The organism is Paenibacillus intestini (assembly GCF_030803945.1).
In the GTDB taxonomy this organism is placed as follows: domain Bacteria; phylum Bacillota; class Bacilli; order Paenibacillales; family Paenibacillaceae; genus Paenibacillus; species Paenibacillus polysaccharolyticus.
In genome coordinates this window covers 89,972-104,208 of sequence record NZ_JAURUN010000011.1, presented here as the reverse complement: position 1 = coordinate 104,208, position 14,237 = coordinate 89,972, and the positions used below count along the sequence as shown (strand labels likewise).

The window sequence follows — 14,237 nt, the reverse complement described above, 5'->3', positions numbered from 1 at the left end:
ATGGCAATTTTGGTGACAGGTGGAGCAGGATATATTGGATCTCATACGGTGGCAGCATTGCTCGAACGTGGCGAAGAAGTCGTTGTACTGGATAACTTGCAAACAGGACATCGCGAGGCATTGCTTGGCGGTAAGTTGTATGAAGGTGATTTGCGTGACAAGGAAATCTTGACGAAACTATTCGCAGAAAATTCAATTGATGCTGTCATTCACTTTGCGGCGAACTCGCTCGTCGGCGAGAGCATGAAAGAACCGGCTAAATACTACGATAATAACGTATTCGGCACACTTTGCCTGCTTGAAGCAATGAATGCAGCGAATGTACGTCGCATCGTCTTCTCATCTACAGCAGCAACTTATGGTGAGCCTGAGAAAGTGCCGATCGAAGAGAGCGACCGTACGGAGCCTACGAATGTATATGGTGAAACAAAATTGATGATGGAGCGCATGATGTCCTGGTTCGACAAAGTGCAGGATATCAAATACGTTTCCCTGCGTTACTTCAATGCAGCCGGTGCACACGAAAGTGGAAAAATCGGTGAAGATCACCAGCCGGAAAGTCACTTGATTCCGCTTGTATTGCAGACGGCATTGAAACAACGTTCACATATCGCTGTATTCGGAGATGACTATGCAACAGAGGATGGCACATGTGTTCGCGACTATATCCACGTTAGTGATCTGGCTGATGCGCATCTGCGTGCAGTGGATTACTTGCGCAAAGGGGAGAACAGCAACGTGTTCAACCTGGGTAACGGCACTGGATTCTCGGTAAAACAAGTGATCGAAACCGCTAAAAAAGTAACAGGCCTGGATATTCCGGTTGTTCAGGAACCACGTCGTGCAGGTGACCCGGCTGTGCTGGTGGCATCTTCTGCGAAAGCAAGATCCGTTCTGGGCTGGAACCCAAAATGGACAAATCTCGAAGATGTCATTCAAAGCGCATGGAACTGGCATCAATCACGCCCTGAAGGCTACGGAAAAAACTAGGAGGCGAACATCTTATGTCACAGACTCAACCTGGAGCAGAGGCCACAGAGCGTACACCCGAGCAGCAGGAAGCACTGCATGCCATTGAGCGTCTGGTCGAATTTGCCTTACAGAAAAAATTGATCGAGGAAGCGGACTATGATTACAGTCGCAACCTGCTGATGGAACAGTTCGGATTCTCGGAGCCTTATGCCGGTGAATTGCATGCTACAGTTTCTGATAGTCCACAGACCATGTTGGACACTCTCATTGACTATGGATATACGATTGGACTCATTCCTGAAAATAGCGATACCTTCCGTGACCTGCTGGATGCGAAAATTATGGGTCATCTGATGGCGCGCCCTTCAGAAGTTGTGCGTGCTTTCCGTGATAAGGAGAAAACGGAAGGTATCGAGGCGGCAACATCGCAATTTTATGACTTATCCATTAACTCGAACTACATCCGAATGGATCGCGTATCCAAGAACGTCTATTGGACGCAGGATACCGCTTATGGCGAGATGGAGATCACGATCAACCTTTCGAAGCCGGAGAAGAGTCCAAAGGAAATCGCTATGGCGAAATTGCTTCCACCTCCGGTATATCCGAAATGTCAGCTGTGTCGTGAAAATGTAGGTTATGCTGGTCGGGTGAATCACCCGGCCCGCCAGAATCTGCGTGTCATTCCGCTACAGCTTAACAATGAGCCGTGGTTGTTCCAATACTCGCCGTACGTGTACTACAATGAGCACTGCATTATTTTCCATCATGATCATGTGCCGATGAAACTGACGAAGGATACCTTGCGCAGACTGCTTGCCTTTGTTCAGGAATATCCGCATTACTTTATCGGCTCTAACGCCGATCTTCCAATCGTGGGCGGTTCCATTCTGACCCATGACCACTTCCAGGGTGGACGTCATACGTTTGCCATTCAAAACGCACAGCCAGAGGCGGTCTTCCGTCATGCGGATGCACCAGGGCTGACACTTAGCCTTGTCAAATGGCCGATGTCCGTGATGCGTCTGCATTCACATGATCCTGCGGAATTGCTAGAAGCGGGTAACGCGGTCTATGAAGCTTGGAAAGTCTACAGTGACTCCGCAGTAGAGATCGAGGCTTTTAGTGAGATCGATGGGGAAAAGGTACCTCACAATACGGTAACTCCGATTGTTCGCCGTAGTGCGGATGGCGGTTTTGAGATGGATCTCGTGTTGCGTAACAACCGTACAAATGACGAGCATCCGGAAGGTATTTTCCACCCACACCGTGAAATGCACCATTTGAAAAAAGAGAATATCGGCTTAATCGAAGTCATGGGACTGGCTATTTTGCCAGGACGTCTTAAAGAAGAACTAGATGGTATTGCCGACATCTTGGCGGGAAATACAGAGCTTGCAGAAGCTGCCCAGGCAGCGGATCACGAGCTGAACAAACATGTACCGTGGACAGAAGAGTTGAAGCAGGAGCATGGCTCCAGCTTGACGAAGGAAGAAGCGGTTACACTTGTACAACAGCAGGTAGGTTTGAAATTCTCCGAAATACTGGAGCATGCAGGTGTGTACAAACATGATGAAGCTGGACGTCAAGCATTCCGTCGCTTCGTAAGTAGCATGGGCTATACCGAGTAGGAAGACCATTTGGCATCCGTTCAATTGTGAACGGGTGCTTTTTGGCATGGTTCGAGATGTATAATAGAGTAAGGAACGAAAGAAGAACAGTTAGAATGACCCACACTACATAAGGAAAAGGGGACGATTTATTTGGAAAAGCAGCCGCTTAATCTTCCATTTATCTCAGATGCCAAGGAACTTAAAAGCATGGTTGGAGAATCCAGCGAACGTGTGCGCAATAAAGTAATCCCGTTTGTGGATTCGCATGTTCAAAATTTTATCACGAAGTCACCCTTGTTCTTCTTGTCCACTTCGGATCAGGATGGAAAATGTGATGTATCACCGCGTGGGGATGAACCCGGCTTTGTTCGTGTATTTGATTCTTATAGACTGGTGTACCCGGAACGTCCAGGAAATCGCCGAATCGATTCCTTGTTGAACATTCTGTCAGATCCAGGTGTAGGAATGTTGTTTGTGATTCCGGGTTTAAATGAAGTGCTGCGTATCAATGGAACAGCTCGGATTACAAAGGATGAAGAATTCATCAAAAGCATGAACTGGGAAGGTAAAACGATTGGAGCAGCCGTCATTGTTGAAGTCGAGGAATGTTTCATTCATTGTCCGCGTGCTTTTCATCAGGCAGGATTATGGGACGCTGCAACATGGGCGAAATCCGAAGAGTTGCCATCCGTGAATGAACTTCTTCAAGCACATCTGAAGATCAACGGGTTGAACTAAAGTGAGCGGCTATCGATTTGTTTTTCTATAAAAGGGGTACTATAATTGAGGTTGCACTAAAAACTAAACTCCATTGGAGGCGATTATAGATCATGAGATCTTTTCAATTTTATAACCCGACTCGTCTAATCTTCGGTAAAGGCCAGCTCGAAGCGCTGAAAACCGAGGTGCCGAAATACGGCAAACGGGTTCTGCTTGTATATGGTGGTGGAAGCATCAAACGTAGCGGACTGTATGATCAAGTGCTTGGTTTGCTCAAGGAAATCGGAGCAGAAGTAACGGAGCTCGCAGGTGTGGAGCCGAATCCGCGTCTATCCACTGTACATAAAGGCGTGGACTTGTGTAAAACGAACGGTATTGAGCTCATTCTGGCTGTTGGTGGCGGTAGTGTGCTTGATTGCGCCAAAGCGATTGCCGTTGGAGCCAAATATGATGGAGATATGTGGGACTTTGCACAGCGTAAAGCTGTTGCACAAGACGCGCTTCCACTCGGCACAGTGCTTACCATGGCGGCTACTGGTTCAGAGATGAACTCCGGTTCCGTAATCACAAACCAGGAAACACAAGAGAAGCTCGGATGGGGTAGTGCGCATTCTTTCCCTGCATTCTCCATTCTTGATCCCGTGAACACGTACACGGTACCTAAGGACCAAACGGTATACGGTATGGTGGACATGATGTCTCACGTATTGGAGCATTATTTCCATCTGGATCCGAACACACCTGTTCAACTCGGCTTCTGCGAGACGATTCTGCGTACAGTTATGGATGCAGCACCTCGTTTGGTGGATGACCTGGAGAACTACGAACTTCGTGAGACGATTCTGTATTGCGGAACAATGGCACTTAATGGCGTGTTGAACATGGGACTTGCAGGAGACTGGGCAACGCACAATATTGAACATGCGGTATCTGCGGTCTACGACATCCCGCATGGTGGTGGACTTGCAATTCTGTTCCCGCACTGGATGAGACATAACCTTGATGTGAAGGTAGATCGTTTCAAACGTCTTGCGATCAACGTGTTTGATGTGAACCCTGAAGGTAAATCCGACAGACAGATTGCCGAGGAAGGTATTGATGCACTCAGCAAGTTCTGGACATCCATTGGTGCACCAAACCGTCTGGCTGACTATGATATTGATGACAGTCAGATTGAGGTTATGGCGGATAAAGCGATGCTGTTTGGGCCGTTCGGTAACTTTAAAAAGTTGCAACGTGAAGATGTGGTATCCATCTACAAAGCTTCGCTGTAAGTGAATTAAGAAGCTTGGCATGTAAGCTTAATATCCATTGGAATACTGATAATAAACGCAAGTCTCCTGTTGGAGGCTTGCGTTTTTTCATGTCTGGACTACTGTGAATCACTTCTGTGATTCCACACCGTGAATTGGCATGGGAGAGAGAAATGGAGCATTCCTGAATATTATGATGCTAATACCCATTAGCGGCTTCTCAATACAACTCAGGAAAGATTTTGAAACATTTTGCCTGGATGTACGTATTTATTTACATGTGGAATGCACAGATTGGGAGAAATTGCAGCGGAGAGGAGGAAGAGGGGATGGAAGCAATCTATTGGGGGTGTCTCATCGGAGGTGCCGTTTTTGCCATCGTGAGTCTGGTGCTAGGTGACTTGATTGACGGTTTGCTGGATGGTGCTTTCGAAATGCCTGGTGTTGATTTTTTTAAACCTGTTGTACTGGCGGGGTCCATCACTGCTTTTGGTGGAGCAGGCATACTACTGACGCGGTACAGCTCTCTTAGTGTGATGTCGAATCTGATCTTATCCCTGCTGATCGGTATTGCTGCAGCCATGCTGGTATTTTTCGCATATATCAAGCCGATGCGTAACAGTGACGTTTCAATTGGTTTCTCCATGAAGGAGTTAGCGGGCAAAATTGGTGAAATCACCATACCTGTGCCGGAACAAGGGTTTGGTGAAGTGATGATCCGTTTCGCTTCCGGCAGTACAATTCAAACTGCTTCTAGTTTTGAACGGCTCCCCATTGCGGCGGGAGCACGAGTGGTTGTCATTGATGTGGTTGATGGCGTGCTCCGCGTATCCGAGTGGGAGAAAGATGTACTTAAGGAAGTCTAAAGATCGGCAGGTTAGTTATACGATTATGGATCGCCGACGAGGTTCAAGTACTTACGAGATAAGGGGAGAGATGTGAATGATTGAAAATTTGGATTGGGATGTATTGTTGATTCCTGTCATTGTGGTTGGAGTTATTTTAATTTTGGGTTTGGCTTTCTGGGCAAGATATAAGACGGTTGGACCAGATGAAGCAATGATTGTGACGGGTTCGTTTCTTGGTAATAAAAATATATCGGATGACGACTCGGGCCGTAAAATTAAAATTGTTCGTGGTGGCGGTGCATTTATCCTGCCAGTGTTCCAGCAATCCGAGTTTATCTCATTGTTATCCCACAAGCTGGATGTCTCCACTCCCGAGGTATACACGGAACAAGGTGTTCCGGTAATTGCTGATGGTGTAGCCATTATCAAGGTCGGAGGTGCTGTTGAGGACGTTGCCACGGCAGCTGAACAATTCATCGGGAAACCTGTAGAAGCGCTGAGAAGCGAAGCACAGGAGGTGCTAGAGGGTCATTTGCGGGCCATCCTCGGTACAATGACAGTGGAAGAAGTGTATCGGAATCGGGATCGATTTGCGCAAGAGGTTCAAGGTGTAGCAGCAAGAGACTTGAAGAAAATGGGATTACAGATTGTCTCTTTCACCATCAAAGATGTCCGTGACAAGCAGGGTTATCTTGATGCATTAGGTAAACCGAGAATTGCAGCCGTGAAGCGGGATGCCGAGATTGCTGAAGCGGAAGCGATGCGAGATGCTCGTATTCAGAAAGCAAACGCAGAAGAGCAGGGTCAAAAAGCGGAGCTGTTGCGTGATACCAATATCGCCGAGGCTGCCAAAGAGAAGGAACTGAAAGTGGCGACGTTTAAGCGGGATCAGGATACAGCGAAAGCGGAAGCGGATCAGGCATACCATATCCATGAAGCGCGTGCTAGACAGACCGTAGTAGAAGAAGAAATGAAAGTTGAACTCGTCCGTAAAGAACGGGAGATTGACTTGCAAGCAAAAGAAATCATCGTACGCGAGAAGCAGTATGATGCGGAAGTGAAGAAAAAGGCGGAAGCGGACCGTTATGCAGTCGAGCAGGCGGCCGAGGCTGACAAAGCGAAAAGAATGCGTGAAGCCGATGCAGTGCAGTATTCCATTGAAACACATGCCAAGGCCACGGCTGAACAGAAGCGACTGGAAGGTCAGGCTATGGCGGACGCGGAACTTGCCAAAGGTACGGCAGACTCTGAAGTTATTCGTTTACGTGGTCTTGCCGAAGCGGAAGCCAAAGAAAAATTGGCTGAGGCGTTCCAGAAGTTTGGCGAAGCTGCGGTACTCGATATCATCGTCAAAATGCTACCTGAGCTTGCTGGTAAAATTGCTGAGCCAATCTCGGCTATTGATAAACTTACCGTTGTGGATACAGGTAAGGGTGAAGGTGCAGCACGTGTCAGCAATTACGTTACGGAACTGATGTCTACTGCACCTGAGATGTTGAAAAGCGTGTCAGGTATCGACGTGGAGCAACTGATTAAAGGGCTGACCAAACCGAAAATAGCTACACCAGTGGCTGTGCCATCGAGTGAAGCTGTAAAACAGACGTCACCTATTATCGAGAGCATTGTAGAGCGTAGCGATAGTAAAGAGTAAGAAATGGCAGCTTAATTACATGGCTGGTCTATTGACCTTATGGCGAATTTTTGTTACTTTTTAAGCGAGACGTCCGGCGCGGTTTGCCCGCTCCGGATGTTTTTTTGATTTGGTTTGAAGATGTGTCAGACACATCCAAGATGGTGTGAAAAAAGAGGTGCAAAAATGAGCAGCCTGCATGTAGATAAAGCGCTAAATAATAATGTAATTATTGCACAGCATCCTGAACACGGCGAAGTTGTGGTCATTGGCAAGGGCATCGGCTTTAACCGGAAGCCGAGTGATGACATCCCACTGACGGCTGTGGAGAAGATGTTTATTTTGAAAAACCAGCAGGAGCAGGAGCAGTACAAGCAACTTCTTCCGCAGGTGGATGAGGCTTTGATTGAGATTATTAACGAAGTCATCACGTATATCGCAGAGCGTACGGACGTTCCGCTTAATGAACATATTCATATTGCGTTAACAGATCATATTTCTTTTGCCCTTAAACGCAAAGAGCAGGGAATAATCATCCAAAATCCTTTTTTATATGAGACAAGAGAGATCTATCCAGATGAGTATAGGATGGGGGAATATGCCGTTCGTTTAATTAAGGAAAAGATGGGCGTAGATCTTGGCCAAGATGAGATTGGTTTTGTCGCTTTGCATATCTATAGTGCGATGACGAACCAGAACATATCACAGGTACGAGAGCATTCTCAATTAATTACGGATCTGGTGAACCTGGTTGCAGACCAGCTCGACTATTCCTTCGAAACGCAGTCTTTGGATTACTCCCGCCTGCTAACTCACCTTCGATTTGCCCTGGAACGTGTACGCCGTGGAGATAAGGTGGAGGAACTGCACAAGCTGGATTCCTTGCTCAAACTAGAGTATCCCGAAATGTACTCGCTTGCATGGAAGCTTACTAAGGTGATGGAGAAACGATTAAAACTGCCTGTATATCCGGCAGAAGTTGGATATCTAACGATACATTTACAGCGACTGAATCAACGGAAAGAAGAAGAGAATAAGTGAAATCATGTCAGAAATTTTAGCGAAATCACGTTTTTTCCTGTAAAGGCTTGCAATACGTTTGAAGTGGTGCTACAATGGTGACCGTAATCAAGCAACTGAATAAACATAAGCGACGTGTTACTGACTCGATCAGGCATGAGTTAATTAGAGTGTGATTGTTCTACCTTTTTAAGGGTATGCTATACCCCAAGGTAGGCGCAGTTCACTTTTATTAGTTCATGCCTTTTTTTGTGTTCCATTGCTTGCATCACGACATACAGACTTAGACGAAAGGAAGAATACGACGCGATGTTTAAAAAGCTTTTTGGTGTATTGCAAAGAGTAGGTAAAGCTCTCATGTTGCCTGTAGCGATCTTGCCAGCCGCAGGTTTGCTGCTCGGAATTGGTAACATGCTGGTGAATCCGGATTTCCTGCAATATGTGACTGCGCTCGATACCCCGTGGGTAAACTCGATTGCAACTATAATGATGAACGCAGGTCAGATCGTATTTGATAATCTGGCATTGCTGTTTGCTGTCGGGGTAGCTGTTGGACTCGCTGGCGGTGAAGGTGTAGCAGGACTTGCAGCCATCATCGGTTACCTGGTGATGAATGTAACTCTGGGTTCTGCAGTAGGTGTTACGCCTGCCATGATCGGCAAAGTACCTGGTTATGCAAGTATCTTGGGTATTCCTACACTAAGCACAGGGGTTTTTGGAGGTATCATTATTGGTATCGCCGCAGCGCTGTGTTACAATCGGTTCTTCAAAATTGAACTGCCGTCTTACCTTGGATTCTTTGCAGGTAAACGATTTGTTCCTATTGTCACTTCAGTAGTTTCCCTGTTGTTAGGGTTACTGCTTGTGGTCATCTGGCCACCAATCCAGAACGGATTAAATGCCATTTCTCACTTCATGGTAGATACCAGCCCGACTTTGTCGGCCTTTATCTTCGGTGTTGTAGAACGGTCACTGATTCCGTTTGGTCTGCATCACATTTTCTACTCCCCATTCTGGTTTGAGTTCGGTGAATATGTGAACAAAGCCGGCGATGTTATTCGCGGGGACCAAAAGATTTTCTTCAGCCAGTTGCGCGATGGCGTTGAATTGACTGCGGGAACGTTCCAAGTTGGTAAATTCCCGTTCATGATGTTCGGTTTGCCAGCAGCGGCACTTGCGATGTACCATGAAGCAAGACCTGAGCAGAAAAAATATGTTGCAGGGATCATGGGTTCAGCTGCGCTGACATCATTCCTGACAGGGATCACAGAACCACTCGAGTTCTCATTCCTGTTCGTAGCACCGATTTTGTTTGCAGTACACTGTATCTTTGCAGGTTTGTCTTTCATGACGATGCAATTGCTCGATGTCAAAATCGGGATGACCTTCTCAGGCGGTTTCATTGACTTCCTGATCTTTGGTATCATTCCAAACCGCACACCATGGTGGGATGTTATTATCGTCGGTTTGATCCTTGCCGTGATCTATTACTTCGGATTCCGATTGATCATTCGCAAGTTCAATCTCAAAACACCTGGACGTGAAGAGGCATCTGCGGAAACTGCATCCGGCGGTTCTTCAGGCTCCACGGACGATCTGCCTCACAATATCCTCGAAGCCTTTGGCGGGAAGGAAAACATTAAACATCTGGATGCATGTATTACTCGTTTGCGGATTGAAGTGAATGAGAAATCCAATGTACAAAAAGATCGTTTGAAACAATTGGGTGCATCTGGTGTGCTTGAAGTGGGTAATAATGTTCAAGCCATCTTCGGAACACGTTCCGATACGATCAAGTCCCAAATGCAAGATATCATTGCAGGGCGTACACCTGCACCAACTCCAGTTGCTGAAGTTAAACCAACTCCTGAAGAGGAGAAAGCACAAGGAGAACAAGGTGAACGCATTGTCACAGAGGATATCGTAATGCCAGTCAATGGTGAGCTGATGGATATTACGAATGTACCTGATCCGGTCTTTGCTGAAAAGATGACAGGTGACGGGTTCGCCATTTTGCCACATGACGGAACGATTACTTCTCCTGTGTATGGTAAAGTATTTAATGTATTTCCAAGCAAACATGCCGTGGGCATTATGTCTGACGGTGGTAAGGAAGTGCTTGTACACATAGGTGTCAATACGGTGAAACTGAAAGGCCAAGGTTTCAACGTACTGGTACAGGAAGGTGACCTGGTATCTGCAGGGCAACCGATTATGGAAGTGGATCTGGAGTATGTCAAAGCGAACGCTCCTTCGATCATTTCTCCGGTGATATTCACCAACCTGCCAGAAGGCTCTACCGTCACTTTGAAGAAGAGTGGCGTGCTCAAAGTTGGCGATCAGCCGATCATTGAGATAAAATAAGAACTGTTCCAACGATGGCAAGCAAGTGTAAATATATGCAATGCCTAAACTAAACTACTGAAAGCGAGATGATTGTAATGCAACAAACATTCAGAATTACAGACGAAGATGGTATCCACGCACGTCCGGCAACTGCCCTGGTTAATACAGCAAACAAATTCAAAGGTGCTGAATCCTTCGCAGAAGCTAACGGCAAAAAAGTAACATTGAAATCCATTCTGGGCGTTCTTTCCCTCGGTCTGGAGCAAGGTGACACCATCAGCATCATCGTTGAAGGTGAAGGCGAAGCAGAAGCTCTTCAAGCTCTGACAGACGTTATGGTTAACGAAGGGTTGGGCGAAATTAATGCTTAATGTTTCCGGGATCGCGGCTTCGGCGGGTATTGCTATCGCCAAGGCGTTTATCTTGGAGCATCCTGACTACTCTGTAGAAAAACGCCAGATTAACGACGTTGACGCAGAGATTGCTAAACTTGACTCGGCGCTGGGTAAATCCCGCGCTGAGCTTGAGGCGATCAAAGAGCGTACTTTACAAGAGCTTGGCGAGAAGAAAGCGGAGATTTTTGCATCACATTTGCTTATCCTAGATGACCCGGAACTGATTGATCCGGTGAAAGCGAAGATCGCTGATGACATGATCAATGCAGAATTCGCACTGAATGAAACAGCTTCCCAGTTCATCTCGATGTTCGAAAACATGAAGAGTGCATACCTGCAAGAGCGTGCTGCGGATATGCGTGACGTTACGAAGCGTGTGCTAAATCACTTGCTTGGTATCGACTTCATGAGCCCGGCTGAAATCAGTGAAGAAGTGATTGTGCTTGCAGAGGATTTAACACCTTCTGATACAGCTCAATTGAACCGCCAATACGTAAAAGGTTTTGCAACCAACATCGGTGGACGTACTTCTCACTCCGCTATCATGGCTCGTTCGCTTGAGATTCCGGCTGTGGTTGGAACGAAAGACATCTTGGCTCAAGCGAAACAAGGAGACTTGATCATTGTTGACGGTCTGGACGGTCAAGTTCTGGTTAACCCTACAGATGACGTAATTGCTGAATACCGTGCCAAACAGGAACAGTATGATGCACAGCGTGCGGAGTGGAGAAAACTGCGTGACGAACCAACGGTTACGGTGGACAACGTTCATGTGGAACTGGCTGCAAATATCGGTACGCCGAACGATGTAACAGGTGTATTGGAAAACGGCGGCGAGGCGGTAGGCTTGTATCGTACCGAGTTCTTGTACATGGGCAGAGACAAGCTTCCTTCCGAAGACATTCAGTACAATGCTTATAAAGCGGTACTCGAAAAAATGGAAGGCAAACCTGTTGTAGTTCGTACACTTGACATCGGTGGAGACAAAGAGCTTCCTTATCTGGATCTGCCAAAAGAAATGAATCCATTCCTCGGCTTCCGCGCAGTTCGTCTGTGTCTGGACCGTCTGGATATCTTCCGTACTCAATTGCGTGCGTTGCTGCGTGCAAGTGTACACGGAAACTTGCGTGTCATGTTCCCTATGATCGCAACACTGGGTGAATTCCGTGAAGCCAAAGCTGTCCTGCTCGAAGAGAAGGAAAAGCTGGTCGCTGAAGGGATCGCTGTTTCCGACAGCATTCAACTCGGGATCATGGTCGAAATTCCATCAACAGCTGTGATGGCGGATCAATTTGCCAAAGAAGTAGACTTCTTCAGTATCGGTACTAACGATCTGATTCAGTACACGATGGCTGCTGACCGGATGAACGAACGTGTATCTTATCTGTACCAACCATACAACCCAGCTATTTTGCGTTTGGTCAAAATGGTTATCGATGCAGCGCATCGTGAAGGTAAATGGGCTGGCATGTGCGGTGAGATGGCAGGAGACGAAACAGCAATTCCATTGCTGCTTGGTCTTGGACTGGATGAGTTCAGCATGAGCGCAACTTCCATTCTGCCAGCGCGTAGCCAAATCACCAAATTGTCCCGTGCGGACATGCAGGAACTCGCTGCCAAAGCGTTGGAAATGCAAACCGCTGAACAAGTGGTTGAACTGGTTCAAAGCATTCAAGCGTAATTTTGCCGGAGTTTCCTCCGGATTTGAGGTCTTTCTTTTTCCGATAAAGGGCTGCGTTATTGCAGCAATATTGCCGGTGTCCACGATCCAGTGGGGCCGGCTTTTTTTGCTTTTTTATCGTAGTGACAGGATAGCTGTTCTTACAAGTGGATAAAATAAAATCCCCTTATGGGAGTGAGAGAATATCTCATCACGCACAGGGGGACTCTGTCATTAAAGTAGACTGTGTAAAAAGTTTAACTTATTTAGCTACAAGCACAGTTTAATACAGGTTTGCGTGCTGCGGTCGTTTCATCCAGACGAGTTACCGGCGTGCCGTACGGAGCGTTGAGCACCAATTCCGGTGATTCTTCGGCTTCCTTCGCAATACGGATCATTGTATCGATAAATCCGTCCAGCGTCTCTTTGCTCTCGGTTTCCGTTGGCTCAATCATAATGCACTCCTCGACATTAAGCGGGAAGTAGATGGTTGGCGGGTGATAGCCAAAGTCCAGCAGGCGTTTGGCTACATCCAGTGTGCGTACACCATACTGCTTCAGGCCACGGCCTGACATGACAAATTCATGTTTGCACACGCCAGGATAAGGAATCTCGTAATGAGGTGCCAGGCGAGCCATCATATAATTGGCGTTCAGCACAGCACATTCGGACACACGGCGAAGCCCTTCTGGTCCATAAGTGCGGATATAAGCATAAGCACGAACAAGAATACCGAAGTTGCCATAATAGGCTTTGACCCGACCGATCGATTGATCTCCTTCGTAATCCAGAGCGTACATGCCTTGATCATTTTGAACAACCATCGGTTTAGGTAAGAACGGGATCAGGCGGCTCTTCACACCGACAGGTCCGGCACCAGGTCCACCACCACCGTGAGGTGTGCTCATCGTTTTATGCAAATTCAGATGCACCACATCAAAGCCCATATCTCCCGGACGTGTAATGCCCATGATGGCATTGGAGTTAGCTCCGTCATAATACAATAATCCGCCAGCTTCGTGTACGATGGACGCAATCTCTTGAATATCCTTTTCAAACAAGCCGAGCGTATTCGGATTCGTCAGCATGAGTGCTGCGGTATCTGAACCGACTGCTGCACGGAGAGCATCAAGATCGACCAAACCGTCCGTACGCGACGGGATTGTCACCGTTTCGAATCCAGCTACGGTTGCGCTGGCCGGGTTCGTGCCATGAGATGAATCGGGTACGATAACCTTGGTACGCAGTTCACCACGGCTTTCGTGATAAGCTCGAATCATCATCAGTCCGGTCCATTCCCCGTGTGCTCCGGCAGCAGGTTGCAGGGTTACGGCATCCATACCGGTCAGACCTGCAAGATCATTTTGTAAAGTATGGAGCAGTTCGAGAGCACCTTGAAGACTGGATTCATGCTGATACGGATGGATCTTGGCAAAGCCGTTGTAACGTGCTACATCTTCGTTGATCTTTGGATTGTATTTCATTGTACATGAACCAAGTGGATAAAAGCCGTTATCTACCCCGAAGTTGCGGCGGGACAATGCCGTATAATGACGAATAACATCAACCTCGAATACTTCCGGCAACGCGGCCGCTTCCGAGCGCAGCATTTCCCGGGGAATCAACGTATCAGCATCCTGACGGGGAACATCACATTCCGGCAAGGAATAGGCCACACGTCCGGGACTGCTCAGTTCAAAAATTAGAGTTTGTTCGGGAGCAACGGATGGTGCGACTTGCGGACTGGTCGAATTTCCTAATGCTTGCGAGTCCATTCCAG

11 protein-coding genes are annotated in these 14,237 nt (G+C 47.3%); 10 read left to right on the top strand and 1 reads right to left on the bottom strand.

Annotated features, from left to right (window positions below; genetic code table 11):
* From galE to ptsP, 10 genes are all read left to right on the top strand, one after another.
* Positions 1-990: a UDP-glucose 4-epimerase GalE gene (gene galE, locus J2T16_RS23750; protein ID WP_090915498.1), complete on the top strand. Its 990-nt coding sequence runs from the start codon at positions 1-3 to the stop codon at positions 988-990.
* Between the two features lie 14 nt (positions 991-1,004).
* Positions 1,005-2,603 (top strand): UDP-glucose--hexose-1-phosphate uridylyltransferase, encoded by a 1,599-nt coding sequence (locus tag J2T16_RS23745; RefSeq protein WP_499019393.1) that lies wholly within the window; start codon positions 1,005-1,007, stop codon positions 2,601-2,603.
* Between the two features lie 189 nt (positions 2,604-2,792).
* Positions 2,793-3,323 (top strand): MSMEG_1061 family FMN-dependent PPOX-type flavoprotein, encoded by a 531-nt coding sequence (locus J2T16_RS23740; RefSeq protein ID WP_139168843.1) that lies wholly within the window; start codon positions 2,793-2,795, stop codon positions 3,321-3,323.
* 92 nt (positions 3,324-3,415) lie between these two features.
* On the top strand, positions 3,416-4,579 hold the full coding sequence (locus J2T16_RS23735) for an iron-containing alcohol dehydrogenase (RefSeq protein WP_154983375.1): 1,164 nt from the start codon (positions 3,416-3,418) through the stop codon (positions 4,577-4,579).
* 308 nt (positions 4,580-4,887) lie between these two features.
* The gene (locus J2T16_RS23730; RefSeq protein ID WP_336122016.1) at positions 4,888-5,424 is read left to right on the top strand and encodes an NfeD family membrane protein; all 537 of its coding nucleotides are present in this window, start codon (positions 4,888-4,890) and stop codon (positions 5,422-5,424) included.
* 76 nt (positions 5,425-5,500) lie between these two features.
* Positions 5,501-7,057 carry a flotillin lipid rafts scaffold protein FloT gene (gene floT, locus J2T16_RS23725; protein WP_336122017.1) on the top strand — a complete coding sequence of 519 codons (1,557 nt, stop codon included), beginning with the start codon at positions 5,501-5,503 and terminating at the stop codon, positions 7,055-7,057.
* 165 nt (positions 7,058-7,222) lie between these two features.
* Positions 7,223-8,077, top strand: coding sequence for a glucose PTS transporter transcription antiterminator GlcT (glcT, locus tag J2T16_RS23720; RefSeq protein ID WP_090915486.1), 855 nt, complete (start codon positions 7,223-7,225; stop codon positions 8,075-8,077).
* 288 nt (positions 8,078-8,365) lie between these two features.
* Positions 8,366-10,420 carry a glucose-specific PTS transporter subunit IIBC gene (gene ptsG, locus J2T16_RS23715; RefSeq protein WP_336122018.1) on the top strand — a complete coding sequence of 685 codons (2,055 nt, stop codon included), beginning with the start codon at positions 8,366-8,368 and terminating at the stop codon, positions 10,418-10,420.
* A 77-nt stretch (positions 10,421-10,497) separates the two neighbouring features.
* Positions 10,498-10,773 (top strand): HPr family phosphocarrier protein, encoded by a 276-nt coding sequence (locus J2T16_RS23710; protein ID WP_036617010.1) that lies wholly within the window; start codon positions 10,498-10,500, stop codon positions 10,771-10,773.
* Positions 10,766-12,478, top strand: a complete 1,713-nt coding sequence (gene ptsP / locus J2T16_RS23705; protein WP_336122019.1) for a phosphoenolpyruvate--protein phosphotransferase — start codon at positions 10,766-10,768, stop codon at positions 12,476-12,478. Before J2T16_RS23710 ends, ptsP begins: the two co-directional genes overlap by 8 nt.
* 245 nt (positions 12,479-12,723) lie before the next feature.
* Here the strand turns inward: ptsP and gcvPB are convergent, their stop codons facing one another.
* The gene (gene gcvPB / locus J2T16_RS23700; protein WP_336122797.1) at positions 12,724-14,232 is read right to left on the bottom strand and encodes an aminomethyl-transferring glycine dehydrogenase subunit GcvPB; all 1,509 of its coding nucleotides are present in this window, start codon (positions 14,230-14,232) and stop codon (positions 12,724-12,726) included.
* Positions 14,233-14,237: the final 5 nt, after the last annotated feature.